At 66.5% G+C, this 18,857-nt stretch carries 18 protein-coding genes; 4 read left to right on the top strand and 14 right to left on the bottom strand.

Translation table 11 applies throughout. From position 1 onward, the window contains the following. The first annotated feature begins 21 nt into the window (after positions 1 to 21). Positions 22 to 1,209 (top strand): NnrS family protein, encoded by a 1,188-nt coding sequence (locus C664_RS06805; RefSeq protein WP_004255862.1) that lies wholly within the window; start codon positions 22 to 24, stop codon positions 1,207 to 1,209. Between the two features lie 82 nt (positions 1,210 to 1,291). On the opposite strand, the gene C664_RS06800 is transcribed toward C664_RS06805, so the two are convergent. Continuing rightward, a complete protein-coding gene (locus tag C664_RS06800) occupies positions 1,292 to 2,101 on the bottom strand; it encodes an EAL domain-containing protein (RefSeq protein WP_004255860.1) in 810 nt (269 codons plus the stop codon). A 260-nt stretch (positions 2,102 to 2,361) separates the two neighbouring features. On the opposite strand from C664_RS06800, the gene C664_RS21155 reads away from it, so the two are divergent. Next, a complete protein-coding gene (locus C664_RS21155) occupies positions 2,362 to 4,125 on the top strand; it encodes a methyl-accepting chemotaxis protein (RefSeq protein ID WP_004255858.1) in 1,764 nt (587 codons plus the stop codon). Positions 4,126 to 4,158: 33 nt separating this feature from the next. On the opposite strand, the gene C664_RS06790 is transcribed toward C664_RS21155, so the two are convergent. Genes C664_RS06790 through C664_RS06760 form a run of 7 tightly spaced genes read right to left on the bottom strand, consistent with a single transcriptional unit; the run spans position 4,159 to position 10,070 of the window. Then, a complete protein-coding gene (locus C664_RS06790) occupies positions 4,159 to 4,929 on the bottom strand; it encodes a Crp/Fnr family transcriptional regulator (RefSeq protein WP_004255855.1) in 771 nt (256 codons plus the stop codon). 17 nt (positions 4,930 to 4,946) lie between these two features. Then, positions 4,947 to 6,884, bottom strand: coding sequence for a nitric oxide reductase activation protein NorD (locus tag C664_RS06785; protein WP_004255852.1), 1,938 nt, complete (start codon positions 6,882 to 6,884; stop codon positions 4,947 to 4,949). Between the two features lie 3 nt (positions 6,885 to 6,887). Beyond that, positions 6,888 to 7,907 (bottom strand): 4Fe-4S binding protein, encoded by a 1,020-nt coding sequence (locus C664_RS06780; protein ID WP_198291489.1) that lies wholly within the window; start codon positions 7,905 to 7,907, stop codon positions 6,888 to 6,890. Further along, positions 7,900 to 8,322, bottom strand: a complete 423-nt coding sequence (locus tag C664_RS06775) for a hypothetical protein (protein ID WP_004255848.1) — start codon at positions 8,320 to 8,322, stop codon at positions 7,900 to 7,902. The genes C664_RS06780 and C664_RS06775 overlap by 8 nt, the downstream gene beginning before the upstream one ends. Before the next feature lie 29 nt (positions 8,323 to 8,351). After that, positions 8,352 to 9,164, bottom strand: coding sequence for a CbbQ/NirQ/NorQ/GpvN family protein (locus C664_RS06770; protein ID WP_004255845.1), 813 nt, complete (start codon positions 9,162 to 9,164; stop codon positions 8,352 to 8,354). Continuing rightward, entirely contained in the window at positions 9,161 to 9,448 is a 288-nt protein-coding gene (locus C664_RS06765; protein ID WP_004255843.1) for a cytochrome C oxidase subunit IV family protein, read from the bottom strand. Before C664_RS06765 ends, C664_RS06770 begins: the two co-directional genes overlap by 4 nt. Positions 9,449 to 9,458: 10 nt before the next feature. Further along, the gene (locus C664_RS06760) at positions 9,459 to 10,070 is read right to left on the bottom strand and encodes a cytochrome c oxidase subunit 3 family protein (RefSeq protein ID WP_004255841.1); all 612 of its coding nucleotides are present in this window, start codon (positions 10,068 to 10,070) and stop codon (positions 9,459 to 9,461) included. Between the two features lie 189 nt (positions 10,071 to 10,259). Here C664_RS06760 and C664_RS06755 point away from each other — a divergent pair, with 189 nt between their 5' ends. Then, the gene (locus C664_RS06755; protein ID WP_004255838.1) at positions 10,260 to 11,558 is read left to right on the top strand and encodes a sensor domain-containing diguanylate cyclase; all 1,299 of its coding nucleotides are present in this window, start codon (positions 10,260 to 10,262) and stop codon (positions 11,556 to 11,558) included. A gap of 34 nt (positions 11,559 to 11,592) precedes the next feature. Here the strand turns inward: C664_RS06755 and C664_RS06750 are convergent, their stop codons facing one another. From C664_RS06750 to C664_RS06740, 3 genes are all read right to left on the bottom strand, one after another. Next, positions 11,593 to 12,663 carry a type I glyceraldehyde-3-phosphate dehydrogenase gene (locus tag C664_RS06750; protein WP_004255835.1) on the bottom strand — a complete coding sequence of 357 codons (1,071 nt, stop codon included), beginning with the start codon at positions 12,661 to 12,663 and terminating at the stop codon, positions 11,593 to 11,595. Positions 12,664 to 12,840: 177 nt separating this feature from the next. Next, positions 12,841 to 14,220 (bottom strand): cbb3-type cytochrome c oxidase subunit I, encoded by a 1,380-nt coding sequence (locus tag C664_RS06745; RefSeq protein ID WP_004255833.1) that lies wholly within the window; start codon positions 14,218 to 14,220, stop codon positions 12,841 to 12,843. Positions 14,221 to 14,256: 36 nt separating this feature from the next. Next, positions 14,257 to 14,682 (bottom strand): c-type cytochrome, encoded by a 426-nt coding sequence (locus C664_RS06740; RefSeq protein ID WP_004255831.1) that lies wholly within the window; start codon positions 14,680 to 14,682, stop codon positions 14,257 to 14,259. Positions 14,683 to 14,909: 227 nt separating this feature from the next. On the opposite strand from C664_RS06740, the gene C664_RS06735 reads away from it, so the two are divergent. Then, positions 14,910 to 15,668: an N-acetylmuramoyl-L-alanine amidase family protein gene (locus C664_RS06735; protein WP_232435072.1), complete on the top strand. Its 759-nt coding sequence runs from the start codon at positions 14,910 to 14,912 to the stop codon at positions 15,666 to 15,668. Positions 15,669 to 15,889: 221 nt separating this feature from the next. On the opposite strand, the gene C664_RS06730 is transcribed toward C664_RS06735, so the two are convergent. From C664_RS06730 to C664_RS06720, 3 genes are all read right to left on the bottom strand, one after another. Beyond that, a complete protein-coding gene (locus C664_RS06730; protein ID WP_004255826.1) occupies positions 15,890 to 16,978 on the bottom strand; it encodes a BMP family ABC transporter substrate-binding protein in 1,089 nt (362 codons plus the stop codon). Between the two features lie 81 nt (positions 16,979 to 17,059). Then, a complete protein-coding gene (locus C664_RS06725) occupies positions 17,060 to 18,085 on the bottom strand; it encodes a quinone-dependent dihydroorotate dehydrogenase (RefSeq protein ID WP_004255824.1) in 1,026 nt (341 codons plus the stop codon). Positions 18,086 to 18,112: 27 nt separating this feature from the next. After that, positions 18,113 to 18,850, bottom strand: a complete 738-nt coding sequence (locus tag C664_RS06720) for an arginyltransferase (RefSeq protein WP_004255822.1) — start codon at positions 18,848 to 18,850, stop codon at positions 18,113 to 18,115. Between the last annotated feature and the right edge of the window lie 7 nt (positions 18,851 to 18,857).

Raw genomic sequence — 18,857 nt, 5'->3', positions numbered from 1 at the left:
CCCCAATAGAGAACGCGCAACATGGCACTGATTCCCCTCGAAGAACCGACCACCAAACGCATCCCCCCCGATACCTTCTCGCTGTGGGCCCTGGCCTTCCGGCCCTTCTACCTGCTGGCGGCGGCGCTCGCCGTCATCGCCATCCCGGTGTGGGCGGTCGCCTTCTCCGGCGGGCTGCAACTGCCCATCCCCGGCATGTGGTGGCACGCGCACGAGATGATCTTCGGCTTCGCGGCCGCGGTCATCATCGGCTTCCTGTTCACCGCCGGCCGCAACTGGACCGGGCTGGATACGCCCTCGGGCGCGCCGCTGGCGCTGCTGGCCGGGCTATGGCTGGCCGGACGGCTGGCGATGGCCTTCGGTAGCGGCGCATGGGTGGCGGTGATCGACATCGCCTTCCTGCCGGTCGCGGCAGTGCTGCTGCTGCGCGTGCTGGTCAAGGCCAAGAGCAAGCGCAACTACTTCGTCGGCGTGCTGCCCGGCCTGCTGGCGCTGGCGAACCTGGTGTTCCACCTCGCGGTGCTGCAGGTCATCGACGCCGATCCGCTGATGGCGATGCATCTCGCGCTGGGCCTGATCGTGGTGCTGGAGACCGTCATCGGTGGCCGCGTCATCCCGATGTTTACCGCCAACAGCATTCGCGGCATCAAGCAATGGCGCGACAAGCGGGTCGACTGGGCCGCCGCCATCGCCACCGGCGTCGCGCTGCTGCTGTGGGCAACCGGCGCGGGCGCCTGGGCGGCGCCGGTGTCGATCATCGCCGCGCTGCTGCAGGCGGTGCGGGTGGGCGGCTGGAACCCTTGGGCGACGCGCAAGGTGTCGCTGTTGTGGATTCTGCACCTGTCCTACATCTGGATCCCGATCGGCCTCGCGCTGATCGGCCTCGCCCAGCTCGGCGTGCTGCCCCGCACGGCCGGCATCCACGCGCTCGCCATCGGCGCCACCGGCGGGCTGATCATCGGCATGATCACGCGCACGGCGCTCGGCCACACCGGCCGGATGCTGGTGGCCGGGTCGATCGAGACGGCGGCTTACGTGCTGGTGCAACTGGCGGTGCTGATCCGGGTGCTGACGGTAGTGGCGATTCCGGCCGCGGCGGTCGGCGGCATCCACGCTGCAGCCACCGTGTGGTCGCTCGGCTTCCTGCTCTACCTGTGGCGCTACACGCCCTTCCTGCTGCGGGCGCGGGTCGACGGCAAGGCAGGCTGAGGACGGATTCGATGGGGCCGCTTCGGCAGCCCGGGAGATGCGAAGGCAGGCGGATGCGAAGGCGGATGGGTGCGACGGGCGCTCAGGCCGCCTTCACCTTTTCCAGCAGCGCGGTGTCGGGCTGGGGCAGGCTCTCGAAGCCCGGTCGCGCGTAAGCGTAGCCCTGGTGCAGCGTGATGCCCAGGTCGGCCAGGCAGCGCGCCTCGTCCAGCGTCTCGATGCCCTCTGCGATCAGCGTGCAGGGCAGTTCGCCAGCCAGTTGCACCAGATTGCGTACGATCAGCCTGCGGGTGCGATCCTGGTCGATGTTGCGCACGAGGTTCATGTCGATCTTCAACACATCGGGCTGGAAGTGCGTCAGCAGGTTCAGCCCGGCGTAACCCGCGCCGAAATCGTCGATTGCGGTGCCGAAGCCGATCGCGCGGTATTCCTCGACGATGCGGCGCAGATGGCCGTCGCTGCGCACTTCCTCGACCTCGGTGATCTCGAACTGCAGCCGGTCCAGCGGAAAGCCGACGCGGTTGGCGGCCTCGATGGTCGCGCGGATGCAGGCGCGCGGTTCATAGACGGCGTTGGGCAGGAAGTTGATGCTCAGTCGTGCCGGAATGCCGAGCCCATGAGCCAGCTCAATGGCGCGGATGCGGCAGTGCTGATCGAACTGGTAGCGGTTGTCCTCGGTGATGCGCGACAGGATGCTGCCCGCGCCTTCGCCTTGCGGGCCACGCACCAGCGCTTCCCACGCCCAGACCTTGTCGCTGCGGATATCGACGATGGGCTGGAAGGCCATGCTGAAGTCGAAGTCGAGCGGTGCGAGGCCGCGGCAACGATTGCAGCCGCCGACAGGCGTCTGCGCGTCGCGGCTGCAGGGGGAGAGGGCTTGCGCGTTGGGCATCAATACGGGTTCCGGGAAAGTGGTATCGCGTGTTCAGGCGTGAGCGGTTGCTAGTGTTCCACGTTTCTGCGTCGGCTGCCGCGTCCTGTCGGCGCACGATTGTGCAGTTTTTCGCTAGTGATGCGTCGAATCCGAGGGCTTTGGTGTCGGCGGTTCCGCTCTTCATCGGGTTCGCTGGGTCTCGTTCGGTCCTCAAGCTTGGAACCGTACTGCCGTTACAGGTGTCCCGTACGGCTGACCACCCCCCAAGGAACACCGAGATGTTCAATCTCTTCCGCAGCAAGCGCGCGCTGGATGTCATCGATGCAATCGAGCAGACCCAGGCCGTCATCGAGTTCGATCTGCAGGGCACCATTCTCCGTGCGAACAAGAGGTTCCTCGATCTCCTGGGCTATTCGCCGGACGAAGTCCGGGGCCGCTCGCATCGCATGTTCCTGCACCCGAGCGACGCCAAGGGCAACGATTACCAGGCCTTCTGGCAGGCGCTGCGTGCGGGGAAGCCGCAGACGGGGGAGTTTCGCCGCATCACGAAGACGGGCGCCGCGGTCTGGATACAGGCGACCTACACGCCGATCGTGCGCGGGAACAAGGTTCTTCGCGTCATCAAGTTCGCTACGGACGTGACTGCGCAGGTCCTGTCACGGGCGCGCGTCGAGTCCCAGCTTGCAGCCATCAATCGCGCGCAGGCGGTCATCGAGTTCAGCCCCGACTCGACCATCCTCGAGGCGAACGGCAATTTCCTCGCGCTGATGGGCTATTCGATCGGGGAGATCCGGGGCCAGAAGCACGAGATCTTCGTCAGCCCGGAAGAGCGCGGATCGCGGGCATACGCCGAGTTCTGGCAGAAGCTGCGTGCGGGCCAGTTCCAGACTGCGGAATTCGAGCGCGTCGCCAAGGGCGGGCGCTCGGTCTGGATCCATGCCACCTACAACCCGATCCTGAATGCGGAGGGCGAGGTCGTCCGGGTGGTCAAGTTCGCCAGCGACATCACGCCCCAGGTCCTGCGCAACAGGGAGTTCAAGCTGCTGTCGCTGGTGGCGAACGAGACCGACAACTCCATCGTGATCACGGGCAAGGACGGCCTGATCCAGTACGTGAACCGCGGCTTCGAGAAGCTGACCGGCTATACCCTGGACGAAGTCCGGGGCAAGAAGCCCGGCCCGCTGCTGCAGGGTCCGGCGACCGACCCCCAGACCGTCGACCGGATCAGGGACGCCTTGCACCATCGCCGCCCGATCTACGACGAGATCCTCAACTACCGGAAAACGGGCGAGCACTACTGGATCTCGCTCGCCATCAACCCGGTGCTGAACGAGGACGGGGTACTGGAGCAGTACATCTCGATCCAGGCCAACATCACGGCCACCAAGGAACTCTCGCTCGAGTCCGAAAAGCGTTTTGCGGCGATCAGCGTCAGCAATGGCGTGGCCGAGTGGGAGACTAGCGGCCAGATGCTGTCGGCGAACGAGTACATGGCCTGCCACCTGGGCTTCCAGACGGCTGCCGAACTGCTGGCACGCAAGCGCAACCTGCGCGACGTGCTGGGCGAGGAGCGATTCGCGCGGCTCCTGAAGGGCGAGCAGATCACCGGCGAGTTCGATGTCCGCGGCAAGGACGAGCGGCCCGTCCGCTTCGATGGCGCCCTGTGCCCCATCACCGATTCGATCGGCAACATCAAGCGCATCGTCAGCTACGGGGTGGACGAGCAGGCGAAGCTGGAAGCGGCGCAGGTGACCGATCGTGAGATGCGCCTGGTGCAGGAGTCCAGCCGCCATATCGCGAAAATCATCGGCAGCATCAACGACATCACCGACAAGACCAATCTGCTCGCGCTCAATGCGGCAATCGAGGCCGCGCGTGCCGGCGAGGCCGGGCGCGGCTTCGCCGTCGTCGCCGACGAGGTCCGCAAGCTCGCGCAGCAGTCGGCGGTTTCGGCGAGCGAGATCACGCAACTCGTGCGCGAAAGCAACGAGCGCATCGACCGCCTGAGCGATTCGCTCAACAACCTGCTGTCGTCGTCCTGAGACGTTGCCGCCGCTGGGCGGCCGGCGCTGCCGCTACTCGAGACTGCCGCGCAGGCGCTCGATGCACGGGATGTGAATCGTCCGCCCCTCGACCTCGATCAGGCCCGAATCGGTCAGTTCGTGCAGGATGCGCGAGAAGTGCTCCTGCGTGAGGTTGAGCCGCGAGGCGATGGTGCCCTTGCTGGTGGGCAGGCGGATCGAGACCCGGCCGGCGCCGACGCCTTCGCCGCTCATCTCTTCCTCGCGCAGCAGGTAGCCGATGATGCGTTCACGCCCGGAGCGCAGCGAATAGCTCTCGACGTCGCCCATCAGCCGGTGCAGGCGCTGTGCAAGGCCGGCGATGATCTTGCGGCAGAACAGCGGGTCGCCGTTCATCTCCTCGAAGAACACCAGCTTGCCGATGTGCAGCAGGGTGCTGTCGGTGAGCGCCTGCGCCATCACGACGTAGGGCTTGTCCATGAACATCACGGCCTCGCCGAAGCTCTGGCCCGGGCGCAGGATGTCGACGACCTTTTCGTTGCCTTCGGCCGACGTGAAGGCGAGCTTGATCTGGCCGGAGAGGATCAGATGGAAGCCGGTGCAGGTGTCGCCGCGATGGAACAGGATCTCGCCCTTGGGGGCCTTGATCTCGCGTACGCCGCGGGCGAAGCGGGCGATCTCGTCGCAGCCCAGGCCCTGGAACATCGCCGCGTGGCGCAGCAGGCGGCACAGGCGCTCCACCTCCGGTGGCAGGGAAGGGGTTCCGGTGGGCGCTGGCGCATCGCGCAGCGCCTCCTGGCACGGGATCTCGCAGTCATCGTTCATGGCGTTCGCCTCATGCTTCAGCGGGTGAGTTGGGCGTAGAACATCGGCAGGCGGGCGGGCAGCTCGTCGGGCTCGCGGATCACGGCGTAGCCGCCGGGGCCGAACAGGTGGGGCAGGTAGCTCGCGCCCTCGCGGTCGATGGTGACGCAGAAGGGCACGATGCCGCGACCGCGCGCCTCGATGACGGCGACGCGCGTGTCCTCGATGCCGTAGCGGCCGTCGTAGAGATCGAGGTCGTTGGGCTTGCCGTCGGACAGGATCAGCAGGATGCGGCGCGCGGCGGTCTGCTTCTCGAGCACGCTGGTGGCGTGGCGGATGGCAGCACCGAGCCGTGTGTAGTAACCGGGCTTGATCGCCATGATGCGCCCGCGCGCGGCGTCGTCGAAGCGCTGCGAGAAGTCCTTCAGGCGATGGAAGCGCACGTTGCTGCGCTTGACCGAGGAGAAGCCGCATAGCGCGAAGCGGTCGCCGGTGGCGGACAGGGCCTCGCCGAACAGCAGCAGCGAGTCGCGGATGACGTCGATGACGCGCGCCTCGGACGAGATCCAGGCATCGGTGGACAAGGACAGGTCGGCCAGCGCCAGGCAGGCGAGGTCGCGCTCGCGCTTCTCCAGCGACAGGTAGAGCTGGTCGGACGGGTGGTGGCCGATGGCGCGGTCGGTGGCGGCGCGCACCACGGCATCGACATCGAGTTCGCTGCCGTCGACCTGGCCCTTGAGCCAGCGCCGGCCGGGTTGCAGCGCGGCGAACTGGCGGTGCAGGTGGCGCGCGGTGCGGCGCAGGTGCTGCGGCAGCGGCACCGGGGCGGCACGCGGGTCGCGTGGCGAGGCGGCAAGCTCCTGCAGGCGGACGTGGTCCTCGCGCAGCAGGTGCTTGCGGTAATCCCATTCGGGCAGCGGGATGCCGTCGCCGAGCACGACGTCGTCCTCTGCGGCCGAAGGCAGGTCGAGGTCGAAGCGAACCTTGGAGGCGACGCGCTCCTCGTCGCGCGACAGCGCGAGCTGCTCGAGGTTGGCGGCGGCGTCGGCAGCGTTGTCGTCGGGGTCGTCGTCGGTGCTGCGCTTGACCTTCAGGAACTCCGCCACCGACAGCAGACTCTCGGCGCGGAAGATCATCAGCAGGCCGTGCTTTTCCTGCGGCTGCTCGACACGCTCGACGCGGTGGGCCTGGCGCTCGGTCTCGCGTTCGTCGCGCTTGCTCTGCGCGTTGGCGCTGGCCTCGGCACCCTGGCCGTTTCTTGTTTCGGCCGTGGCGCCGGGGACGAGGTCGCCCAGCCACAGCAGCACCGGCTGGTGCGGCATGCCCTTGGGCGGCAGGGCGGGCAGGGCGGCGACGCTGCCAGGCTGCAGCAAGGCCTGTCTGATCCGTTGCTCGCGTTCGGCCTCTTCGGGTGGCAGGCGGGCGGGGTCGGGACGTTGCCTCAGCACGGCGGCAACGAGGCGGTCGTAGCGCGCCTGCAGGCCGGGCCAGCGCAGCAGGGCGCGCAGCGTGGCGAGCTGGTTCAGGCGCAGTTCCAGCGTTGCCGGGTCGGCACTGGCGCCTTCGGGCAGGGGCGCGAGCCGCGTCCGGGCGTCGGCCAGCGCGACCTCGTCCTCGGGTCCGATCGGCGTGCCCTGCGCGGCGGCGAGGGCGGCCAGCCACAGGTAGAGGTCGCGGTTGAGACTGCGCTCGGGCAGGGCGTCCAGCTCCATCGGCAGGCGCAGCGTGCTGGCGTCCATGCGTGCGCGGGCGATGCGCTCGTCACTGCCGGCGATGCGCGACAGCAGGCTGCGGCGCGCGCCATGGACATCGGCGGTTGCGGCCGCGACACGCAGGCCCGGGTCGCCACCGAGGGCGCGAAAGAACACGCCCGTCATGCGTTCGATCTCCTTCAGCTTCACCACGGCCTCGGGAAAGTGGCCGCCCGCTGCGCGGGTGATGAAACGGTGCCAGAGCTTGCCGACGACTTCTTCCATGCTTCAACGCTCCCGGATTGCACGGAAGCCGGCTTCGTTCTGCCGCGCGGCCTCGCCCGACACCCAGGCCAGCAGCGGGCCGTCCGGGTTGTCGCGCTGGGTCTCGCCGCAGGCATCGACGCACTGGGCGCATTGCGTGCAGGTGAACATGTGGCGCTTGATGTTGCGCGGCTTGAGCCGCATCGGGCACACCGCGTCGCAGGCGGACTGGCGTTCGGGCAGGCAGCTCGCACAGTCGCTGGCGCGGTCGCGCTTGAAGCCGACGACCATCGCGTCCTTGTTGCTCATCCACGCCAGGCTCTGGAACAGGCCGACGGCGCACACGAAGCGGCAGAACAGGTGGCGCGCGAAAAGGAACTCGAGGCTCAGCACCACGGTGGCGGCGGTGATGAAGATGAACTGGTTGCGGGTGAGGTTGCCGCTGAACAGGTTGCCGTACACCTCGGCCGGCGGCAGCAGGTAGGTGAGCAGCACGACGGCCCAGAGGAAGGCGAAGGCCACGGCAGCGGGCACGACCACGGCCCACCAGCGCACATCGACGCGGCGCGGGCTGCCATCGGTGTTCCAGCGCGGCAGCGCGAACTTCTCCCACATGCTGGGCTTGCCCGACGCACGCGCCATCAGCTTGTTGATGGTCTCGACCACCGAGAAGTGCGGGCACAGCCAGCCGCAGTACAGCCGGCCCCACTTCCATGCCGCCCAGATGAACAGCCCGGCGCCGGCCAGCAGCGGCACGAACAGGCGCAGCATGATGTTGCCGGCCGCTTCGAGCGCGGTGGCCTTGCCGGCGAGGAAGTCGTCGAGCCCCAGCCGCCACTCCATGCCCAGCAGCCAGGCGTGATCGGCGTTGAGGTCGTAGCGGAACAGGTCGAACACCGGCGCGAGCACGAACAGGACGAAGAAGCCCACCTGGAAGGCGAGGCGCTTGCCCTGGCGACTGCGCGGCGCGGCGCTGCCGGCGACGGCGATGGGGATGACGCGCTGCGGCCGAGCGGGGCTGCGCGGGGAACTCAACTCAGTCATGCTCGCGTGGCCCGAAGATTGGATAACGCCAGCTGCGACCGTTGATCGCGCGCGACAGACCGAGCACACCGAGCAGGATCAGCCCGGCATGAACGAGGGTGAAGTACAGCACGCCGATGACCCACGACCAGGGGTTGTCGAAGCCGCCGAGGGCGAAGATGGCGACGCTCAGGCTGACCAGCAAGGTGCCGCCCCAGATGCAGGTCCACCCGGTCTGGCGCAGGTGGTTGCGCACCAGCGGATCCGGGTGGTCGTGGTGCTTTGCCCACAGCACCATCAGCACCAGGAAGGCGAGTCCCGGCGCCAGCATCAGGTTGATGAGGAACAGGGCTTCGGCCACCACCGCGAGCCGGGGGCCGGGCATCACGTGACGTAGGGGGTCGGGGCGCAGTGGGTCGGGGCGTTCGATCGGCATCGTTCGGCGGCTCGGGTCGGCGGCCGGCGTCAGCGGCCGAAGGTGGCGGCGACGACTTCCATCAGCGCCTCAGCGACCTCGGCGTCGTCGGTCAGGCTCTCGATGATGCCGACGCGGCAGGCGGCCACCGGGTCCATGCCGTCCTTGACCAGCAGTGCGGCGTAGATCAGCAGGCGGGTGCTGGCGGCTTCCTCGAGGTCGCGGTCCTTCAGCGCACGCAGCGCACCAGCGATGGTGACGAGGCGGCGGGCAAGGTCGGGCGCGCAGCCGGTCTCGCCGAGGAGGATGGCTTCCTCCTGCTCGGCGCGCGGGAAGTCGAAGCGGATGCTGACGAAGCGCTGGCGGGTGGAGGGCTTCATGCCCTTCAGCAGGTTCTGGTAGCCCGGGTTGTAGGACACGACCAGCATGAAGCTGGGCGGCGCCTCGAGCAGTTCACCGGTGCGGTCGATCGGCAGGATGCGGCGGTCGTCGGCCAGCGGGTGCAGCACCACCGTGGTGTCCTTGCGGGCCTCCACGACTTCGTCCAGGTAGCAGATGCCGCCTTCTCGCACCGCGCGGGTCAGCGGGCCGTCGCACCACACGGTCTTGCCGTCGCCGATGAGGTGGCGGCCGACGAGGTCGGCCGCGGTGAGGTCATCGTGGCAGGCCACGGTATAGAGCGGCAGTCCGAGGCGGGCTGCCATGTGGGCGACGAAGCGGGTCTTGCCGCAGCCGGTCGGGCCCTTGATCAGCAGCGGCAGGCGGTTCTTCCAGGCATGCTCGAACACCGCGACTTCGTCGCCGGCGGCCTGGTAGTAGGGCAGGTCGAGCCGTGCTGCGCCCGCGAGGTTTTCCATTTTCATTGCGGCAGTCCCTTGATGTATGCGATGGCGATGACGGCCCAGACGAGGACCATCCAGCCCAGCGTCAGCGCGCGCCACAGCAGCGGTGCGTGGCGCAGCGCCATGAAGTCGAGGATGATCACGGCGCCTTTCCAGAACGAGATCAGGGCCAGGATGGCGATCGCGCCCTTGCCGGTGGCACCCAGTGCGCCCATGCCCCAGGTAAGGAGCGTGGCGACGATGAGCGTCGCCCACAGCACGGTGGTGCGGCGCGGGGTGCCATGGACGTCGGAGCCGGAATGCATGCGTGTGCCCTCAGTGGATGACATAGACCAGCGGGAACAGGACCAGCCACACCAGATCCACCATGTGCCAGTAAGCGGCGCCGGTCTCGAGGCCATTCATGTCGCCGGGGCCATATCGGCCCGTGCGTGCGCCATTCCACATCGCGATCAGGATCACCATGCCCAGAATGACGTGCATGAAGTGAAAGAAGGTCAGCGACAGGTAGAACATGTGGAAGGGGCTGCTCGAGAGACTGATGTTGTGCTCGAAGGCCGCCGCGTACTCGAACATCTTGACCACCAGGAAGCCGGCGCCGCAGGCGATGGCGGCCAGCAGCCAGTGCGCGCAGGATTTAGAGAGGCGATGCTCGGCGGCCTGCACGGCACGGACCACGAAGTAGCTGGCGGTGAGCAGCAGGATGGTGTTGAGCGCGCCGGCGTTGCGGTTGAGCGCCGCCTGTTCGGCGTCGAACAGTTCGATGTTGTTGGCGCGGGTGAAGGCGTAGGCGGCGAAGAACACGCCGAAGGCGAGCAGTTCGGCGAGGATGAAGAACCAGATCGCAAGATCGCCGGCCAGCCGGGGTGTGACAGGCGGTTGCGCGGAAGCCGCGACGGACGGTGCGGAGAGAGCATGCTGTTTCATGCGCCGCAGTCTAGGCAGTGCCGCGGGAAATAAAATTGATCGTGGTTAACCAAGGCGGCGCGCGATGCTTGGCCTGCCGATTTTCTTCGGATTGGGGATTCGGGCTTGGCGCTTGTATTGCGGTCGGTTGGGGCCGGCGCTATCGTTTCGTCAACAAGACAAGAATCCCGCATCGGCAGGGAGGTTGCGATGGTGCAGGGTGTGCAGGATGTCGAGCTGTTGCAGAAGCTGCACGTGGGCATCGTCGTGCACGCACCCGATGCAAGCGTGATCTTCCTGAACGCGCGTGCGTGCGAATTGCTGGGGGTCTCGAAGGGAGACATGCTCGGCGCGCAGGATCTGATGCCCGGCTGGTCCTTGAAGCAGGAGGATGACCGCTGGCTGAGGCCCGACGAGTACCCCGTCAATCGCGTGATCTCCAGCCGCCTTCCGCTGGCGGAACAGGTACTGGGGGTCGTGCGGCCGGGGCATGAGGGCGTGACGTGGGCCATGGTCAGTGCTTTCCCCCTCTTCGATGCGGATGGCGCCCTAGAGAAAGTCGTCATCAGCTTCCACGATGTGTCCCAACTCAAGCACACGGAGGCCGTGCTCAAGGAGCGCGCCGAACAGTTGCGCCTTGTCCTCGAGGGCGCGGATCTCGGCCTGTGGGACTGGAACATCCGCAGCGGTGAGGTGAAGCGCAATGCGCGCTGGGCGACGATGCTCGGCTACACGTATGAGGAAATCGAACATACGACGATGCAGTGGTCCGACTTCGTCCATCCGGACGATCGCGAGCGTGCGTGGGCCTCGATCATTGAGGTGCTCGAGGGGCGTGCGCCGACCCACAAGCTCGAGTACCGGATGCAGCACAAGGACGGCTCGTACCGCTGGATCCTGGACCAGGCCAGCGTCATGCAGCGCGACGAGGCGGGCCGGCCGGTCCGGATGTGCGGCACCCATGCCGACGTGACCGAGCGCAAGCTGATGGAGGAAGAGATCGCGCACCAGGCGCGGACGGATTACCTGACCGGCGTGTTCAACCGCCGGCATTTCATGGCGCTGGCGACGGCCGAGATCGAGCGAGCCAAGCGCTATGACAGCGATCTGTCGATCCTGATGCTCGACGTCGACCGGTTCAAGCGCATCAATGACCGACACGGCCATCGGGTCGGCGATGCCGTGCTCAGGGCACTCTGCAAGGGGTGCCAAGCTGCCTTGAGGACGCCCGACGTGTTCGGGCGGCTCGGTGGCGAGGAGTTTGCCATCCTGCTGCCCGAGACCGATCTCGAGGCCGCGGCGGAAGTGGCCGAGCGCCTGCGCCTTGTGGCTGCCGATGCGTCGGTGCCGGACGAGAGCGGGCGTCCTGTCCGCTTCACCGTGTCAATTGGCGTCAGCGCGATGGTGTCGGATGACGACGACATCGGCACCTTGCTCAACGCGGCAGACTGGGCGCTGTATGCGGCGAAGAACGCGGGTCGCAACCGGGTGCAGGTTCTGGCGCGCTGAGCGCCCCGGCTTTCGGGGCAAGCCCGGTGCCGTCTCAGCGGCGGTCGGCCGGCAGCAGGGTGCCGAGCCAGTGTCGCGTAACGTCTGTCATGCGGTTGGCGAAGCCCCATTCGTTGTCGAACCAGACCATTAGATTGACGAGCCGCGGCCCGATCATGCGCGTTTGCCCGCCGTCGACGATGGCCGAGTGCGGGTCATGATTGAAGTCGATGGAGGCATGCGGGTCGTCTGACCAGGCGATGAGCCCGCGATAGGCGCCCTCGCTGGCGGCGCGCAGCAGCGCGTTGATGCGCGGGGCATCGGCGTCGTCGGCCAGCTGCAGCACCATGTCGATGGCCGAGACGTTGTGCGTGGGCACGCGGATGGCCTTGGCCTGCACCCTGCCGGCGAGCTCCGGCAGCAGGCGTTCGACGCCGCGCGCGAGGCCCGTCGACACCGGAATGATCGATTGCATGGCCGAACGCGTGCGGCGCAGGTCGGCATGGTGGTAGCCGTCGATCAGCGGCTGGTCGTTCATGACCGAATGCAGCGTGGTGAGCAGTGCGTTCTCGAGGCCGATTTCGCGATGCAGCAGCGCGAGCACCGGGATGACGGCATTGGTGGTGCAGGAGGCGTTCGACACGAGGCGGGCGCCGGCGTCCAGACCGGACTCGTTGATCCCGTACACGATCGTCGCGTCGACATCCTCGGCACTGTTTCCCGGGTGCGACAGCAGCAGGCGCGGGCAGCCGGCGTCGAGAAAGCGCTCGAGCGCGCTGCGGCTGCTGTACTGGCCGGAGCATTCGACGACGAGGTCGATCTCGTGGGCCGACCAGTTGACCGCTTCGGGTGTCGTGGCGTGGCTCACCTCGATCGCATGGCCGTTGATGACCAGCCTGCCATCGGCCGTCGTCACCTCGCCGGGGAAGCGACCGTGTGTCGAGTCGAAACGGGTCAGGTAGGCGATGCTGGCGAGGTCTGCCGGCTCATTGATGGCGACGACCTGGAACTGCCCGGCGAGTCCGGCTTCGTGCAGGGCGCGCAGATAGCAGCGGCCGATACGGCCGTAGCCGTTGATCGCAATGCGGTGGGGGCGGGGCAGGGCGGGCTGGCTCGGGCGGGACACGTGGGTTTCCGGGGCGTTGCGGGCAGGGAAACCGGATTCTAACGGCTCGTGCCCGCGATCCAGCGTGAGCGGCACAAAAAGGCACGCTCGCGGTGGACGAAAAAAGGGGCGGCCTAAGCCGCCCCAACCCCTTCCCCCGGTCGCCCAGGAGTTACTGCGGAGAGACACCGGTTGTCGTCATGCCTTGGAAGGCTGGGTTTCACCCTTGACGAAGAAGCTGATCACATACACCAGCAGGCCGACGAAGAACATCACACCCGCCCATTCACGCATCCAGTAGAACAGGGAGACCTGGTCCTGGGCCATCATGAAGGACATCGGGGTGTCGGACACGCGCTGCAGCCAGACTTGCAGGATGCCGGCGGCGGTGAGGAACAGCGTGATGAAGACCATGGCGATGGTCATCAGCCAGAAGCTCCACATCTCCAGCACTTGCGACTTGTTGGAGTTGGCGGCGCGACCACGCAGGATCGGCATGGCGTAGCTGATGATGGTGAGCACGACCATCACGTAGGCGCCGTAGAAGGCCATGTGGCCGTGGGCGGCGGTGATCTGCGAACCGTGGGTGTAGTAGTTCACCGGGGCCAGGGTGTGCAGGAAGCCCCACACGCCGGCGCCGAGGAAGGCCATCACACCGGTACCCAGCGCCCACAGCACGGCCGCCTTGTTCGGATGCTCGCGACGACGGCGGTTCACCATGTTGAAGGCGAAGACGGTCATGGCGAAGAAGGGCAGCGGCTCCAGCGCGGAGAAGATGGAACCCCACCACTGCCAGTATTCCGGCGTGCCGATCCAGTAGTAGTGGTGGCCGGTACCGATGATGCCGGTGACCAGGGCCAGCGTGATGATCACGTACAGCCACTTCTCGATGACTTCGCGGTCGACACCGGTCACCTTGATCAGCACGAAGGCCAGCAGCGCGCCGAGGATCAGTTCCCACACGCCTTCCACCCAAAGGTGAACTACCCACCACCAGTAGAACTTGTCGCGGACAAGGTTGGTCGGGTTGTAGAAGGAGAACAGGAAGAAGATCGCCAGACCCCACAGGCCGAGCAGCAGGACCATGCTGATGGCGGTCTTGCGGCCCTTCAGGGTCGTCATGGTGATGTTGAACAGGAAGGCGAGTGCGACCACGACGATGCCGATCTTGGTGATCAGCGGCTGTTCGAGGAACTCACGCCCCATGGTGGCGAGGATGTCGTTGCCCGTCATCTCGGCCAGCGTGGCATACGGCACCAGCAGATAGCCGAGGATGGTGGCGGCACCCGCGACGAGGAAGACCCAGAACAGGATCAGCGCCAGCTTCGGGCTGTAGAGTTCGGTTTCCGCCTCTTCCGGCACCATGTAGTACGCAGCCCCCATGAAGCCGAACAGCAGCCACACGATCAGCAGGTTGGTATGGACCATGCGGGCGACGTTGAACGGGATTTCCGGGAAGAGGAAATCGCCGACCACGTACTGCATGCCCATGATCAGGCCGAAGATGATTTGCCCTACGAATAGACCGATCGCCGCGATGAAGTAGGGCATGGCGACCGCTTGTGACTTGTATTGCATGGATGATCCCCTTGTCGGTTCTCCGGGTTTGCCCAATTAGCCTTCGATGTTCGGCGGCCAGTTGGCCGTGTTGATCTCGGACACGTACTTCAGGAAGGCGACGAGATCGTCGAGTTCCTGGTCGTTCAGGTGGAAATTGGGCATCTGGCGACGGCCCGGCGCACCGGTAGGCTGGCTCTGCATCCACGCCTTGATGAATTCCGGTCCGCGGCGGGTGTAGACGTTGCCGAGTTCCGGAGCGAAGTAGGCGCCTTCACCCAGCAGGGTGTGGCAGCCCAGACAGTTGCGGGTCTCCCAGATGTGCTTGCCGGCCGCGACCTGGGGCGTGATGTTGGCCGAGTTGTCCCGCGATGGCAGTTCGCGTTCGGTATCGAAGGTCAGCGCAAGGAACAGGAGGAAGAAGAAAACCGTTCCCCCGTAGAAGATGTTCCGCGCCATTGATTTGGTGAAAATGCCGCTCATCGCGCACTCCTCATCATTGGTCTCGTTTTCAGGATTGGTGTCAGTGGTCAGGGGTACTACCGAGAGGTCCAACATCCCACGGCAATGCCGGTGGTGAGCGCATGGTAGGGAGGGGGGGCGGCCCCCTCCATGATTTGCATCAAGATTGACCAGGCGCCTGCGAGATGCCGCAGACACGTGGTTACAGGGGCAGAAGCCCTGCGCAGGCGAACCCGGGGAGACGACGGATGGCAATGACGACAGGGTGGCGGGAGGTGCGACGACGGCTTGGCGTGGCGGTGGCTGCGGGACTTTGTGTCGCATCGTCTCCCGGTGCAGCGGCGCTTGCGGTGGACGTCGGCCATACGCTAGCCGCGCCGGGGGCGACGAGTGCGCGCGGACGCAGCGAGTTTGCGTTCAACCTGGATCTGGCACGGGCTCTGGCGCGGGCACTGGAAGACCGCGGCTTTCCGGTGCGGCTGATCAACGAGGATGGCCTGATCGCCAGCCTGCAGGCACGTCCGCAGGCCGCGTCGGGCACCGACTTCCTGATCTCCGTGCATCACGACTCGGTCAGCGAGCACGAACTGCGCCCCTGGGTGTGGGAGGGGCAGGCGCTGAACTACAACGACGATTTCGCCGGCCACTCCCTCTTCGTCTCACGCGACAATCCGGACACCGCACGCAGCATCCTGTGTGCGCGCATCATCGGTGCCCGCCTGCAGCGCATGGGTTTCGTTCCCACGCACAAGAACGGCCGCAGGCGTGCCTACGCCGATACCCAACATGCAGTGCACTACTACGATGGACTTGCGGTGCTGCGCCATGCGCGGATGCCGGCGGTGCTGTTCGAGGCCGGCGTCATCAAGAACCGCGAGGAAGAGCTGCTGCTGCGTGACGAAGCACGCATCCGCCTGATGGCCGACGGCATCGCGACCGGCCTGGCGGCGTGTCTGCGCAACGGCTTGCCGGCCGACGGCGAGGCCGAAGCCGATGCCCGGCCCTGACGCTGTCGAGTGATTTCAAGGAGATCAGCACCGGCTGCGAGATGGTGTCGCAGGGCAAATACTGACGCCATGCGGCGGTCGGCCAGTTCGCGAAGTCGCTCACGGAGGTGAACCTGGCAATCGTCGCGATGGGGGAGATCGCGTGCAGGACATGAGAGCGACGAAAGCACGAAGCCCGCGCTCCTTGCTGAGCGCGGGCTTCGTGCTTTCGGAAGAGCGGATTACTTTGCCGTCGGCAGGCGAGAGGACACGCCCTGCACGAAATAGTCCATCTTGCCGAGCGATTCGTCGTCCATCACTGCGCCCTTGGCGAGGCGCTCCTTGCCGGCCTGGTCGACCACCGGACCGGTGAAGGGGTGGAAACTGCCGGCCTTCATGCGTCCTTCCAGGTCCTTGGCCATGGCCTGGACGTCGGCCGGAATGGCCGGATTGAGCGGTGCGAGGCGGATCATGCCGTCCTTGAAGCCGCCCCACACGCGTTCGGGCTTCCAGGTGCCGGCCAGCACGTCATTGACGGTCTTGGTGTAGAACTCGCCCCAGTGGTGGGTGGTGCCCGTGAGCTGGGCCTTGGGGCCGTACTTCGACATGTCGGAGTGGTAGGCGAAGGCGTAAGCGCCTTTTTCCTCGGCGGCCTGCACGGTGGCGGTGGAGTCGGTATGGTGGGTCAGCATGTCCGCACCCTGCGAGATCAGCGTCATCGCCGCCTCGCGCTCCTTGCCCGGGTCGTACCAGCTGTTGGCCCAGATCACGCGGACCTCGACGTTGGGATTGACGCTGCGCGCGCCCATCGTGAAGGCGTTGATGCCTTGCAGGACCTCGGGGATCGGGAAGGCGCCGACGTAGCCCAGCACGTTCGACTTGGTCATCTTGCCCGCGATGACACCGTTGATGTAGCGGCCTTCGTAGAAGCGCGCGTTGTAGTTCGCGAAGTTCTTGCCCGACTTGTAGCCGGTGGCGTGCAGGAAGGTGACGTTGGGGAACTGCTTGGCCACGCGCTCGACGTAGTTCATGTAGCCGAAGCTGGTGGCGAAAACGATCTTGCTGCCGCTGGCGGCGAACTCGCGGATCACGCGCTCGGCGTCGGCACCTTCGGCCACGCTCTCGACGTAGCGGCTCTGCACCTTGTTGCCGAGGGCCTTCTCCATCTCCTTGCGGCCTTCGTCGTGCTGGAAGGTCCAGCCGGCGTCGCCGATCGGGCTGACATAGACGAAACCGAGCTTGGCCGGTTCCTGGGCGAAGGCGGACAGGGGCAGGCTGGCCGCGACCGCGAGGGCGGCACTGGACAGGATGAACTGGCGACGTTGCGTCATGCTGGGTCTCCGGGAACAGGTGAAGGGGAAGGACTCGGGGATTCTAACCATTCGGCGCGGCGCCGCCGCACCGTGTTTTCCTCAATGGGCCGACGGCGACCAGTTGCGTGTGGCGCGCACGCATTCGCGCACCAGGCAAGGTCCGCGGTAGATCAGCCCGCTGTACACCTGGACCAGCGCGGCACCGGCGTCGAGCTTGGCACAGGCGCCGCGACCGTCGAGCACGCCGCCGGCGGCGATGATCGGCAGCTCGCCGGCGAGCGCCTTGCTCAGCTGGCGGACGACGGCCGTCGAGGCCTCGAACACCGGCGCGCCGGACAGGCCGCCCTGCTGGTCGCCGTTGCGGATGCCCTGCACCTTGTCGCGCGCGATCGTGGTGTTGGTGGCGATGACGCCATCGATGCGGTGGCGGCGCAGCGCGTCTGCGATGTTGATGACTTGCGCCTCGTCGAGATCGGGCGCGATCTTCAGCGTCAGCGGCACGTAGCGGCCGTGGGTGTCGGCCAGGCGCGTCTGCGCGACCTTGAGGCGGCCGAGCAGGTCGTCGAGTTCGGATTCGCCCTGCAGCTGGCGCAGGTTCTTGGTGTTGGGCGAGGAGATGTTGACCGTCACGTAGCTCGCCAGCGCATAGACCTTGTCGAGGCAGGCGAGGTAGTCGTCGGCAGCCTTCTCGATCGGCGTGTCGAAGTTCTTGCCGATGTTGATGCCGAGGACACCGTTGAACCGGGCAGCCTTGACGTTGGCAACCAGCGCGTCGACGCCGTGGTTGTTGAAGCCCATGCGGTTGATGATGCCGCTCACCTCGGGCAGGCGGAACATGCGGGGGCGCGGGTTGCCCGGCTGCGGGCGGGGCGTGATGGTGCCGATCTCGATGAAGCCGAAGCCCATGCGGGCAAGGCCGTCGATGGCTTCGCCGTTCTTGTCGAGGCCGGCGGCCAGGCCGATGCGGTTGGGGAAGCGCAGTCCCATCACCTCGACCGGCTCGGCGGGCTCGGGCGTGCCGGCGGGCAGCATGCGGCCGGCGATCTTCAGCGAGTGGATGGCGAATTCGTGGGCGGTTTCCGCGTCGAGCGAAAACAGCAGGGGTCGGGCGATGTCGTAGAGCATCGCGCGATTGTAGCGATTCGGCTCGCGTCAGGCGATGCCGGGCGCGGTGTGCTGCAGCGGTTGCCAGCGTCCGTCCTGCAGAGCCTCGAGCGGGTGGAAGCGCGCCTTGTAGGCCATCTTGGGACTTTCTTCGATCCAGTAGCCCAGATACACGTAGGGCAGCCCGAGCCGGCGACAGGTCTCGACCTGCCACAGGATGCCGTAGGTGCCGAAGGCGCTGCCGGGCAGGTCGGGGTCGTAGAAGGTGTAGACGCTGGACAGGCCGTCTTCCAGCCGGTCGATGACGCTGACCATGCGCAGCGCGCTTTCGTCGCGGAATTCGATCAGGCGTGTGTCGACATGGCTCTGCAGCAGGAAATGGGTGTATTGCTCACGGTTGTCGAGATCCATGCCGCCGCCCGAATGGCGCGCACCCTGGTAGCGCTGGTACAGGCGGTAGTGCTCCTCGATGAAGGCCAGCGGACGCTCAACCGTGTGCAGGGTTGCGTGGCGCTTCCAGGCGCGCCGCTGGCTGCGGTCGGGGTGGAACTGTTGCACCGGGATGCGGACGGGCACGCAGGCGTTGCAGGTGTCGCAATAAGGGCGGTAGGTGAATACGCCGCTGCGGCGAAAACCGCGACGCACCAGTTCGCCGTAGACCTGGGTGTCGATGAGGTGCCCAGGGGTCGCGACCTGCGAGCGCGCGCTGCGTCCGGCGAGGTACGAGCACGCGTAGGGCGCCGTCGCATAGAACTGGATCAGGGCGTAGGGATAGTCCTTCTGCATTGTCTCC

The sequence above is a fragment of the Thauera sp. 63 genome (assembly GCF_000310165.2).
GTDB classification, from domain to species: Bacteria; Pseudomonadota; Gammaproteobacteria; order Burkholderiales; family Rhodocyclaceae; genus Thauera; species Thauera humireducens.
This window is presented reverse-complemented; position numbering and strand designations above follow the sequence as displayed.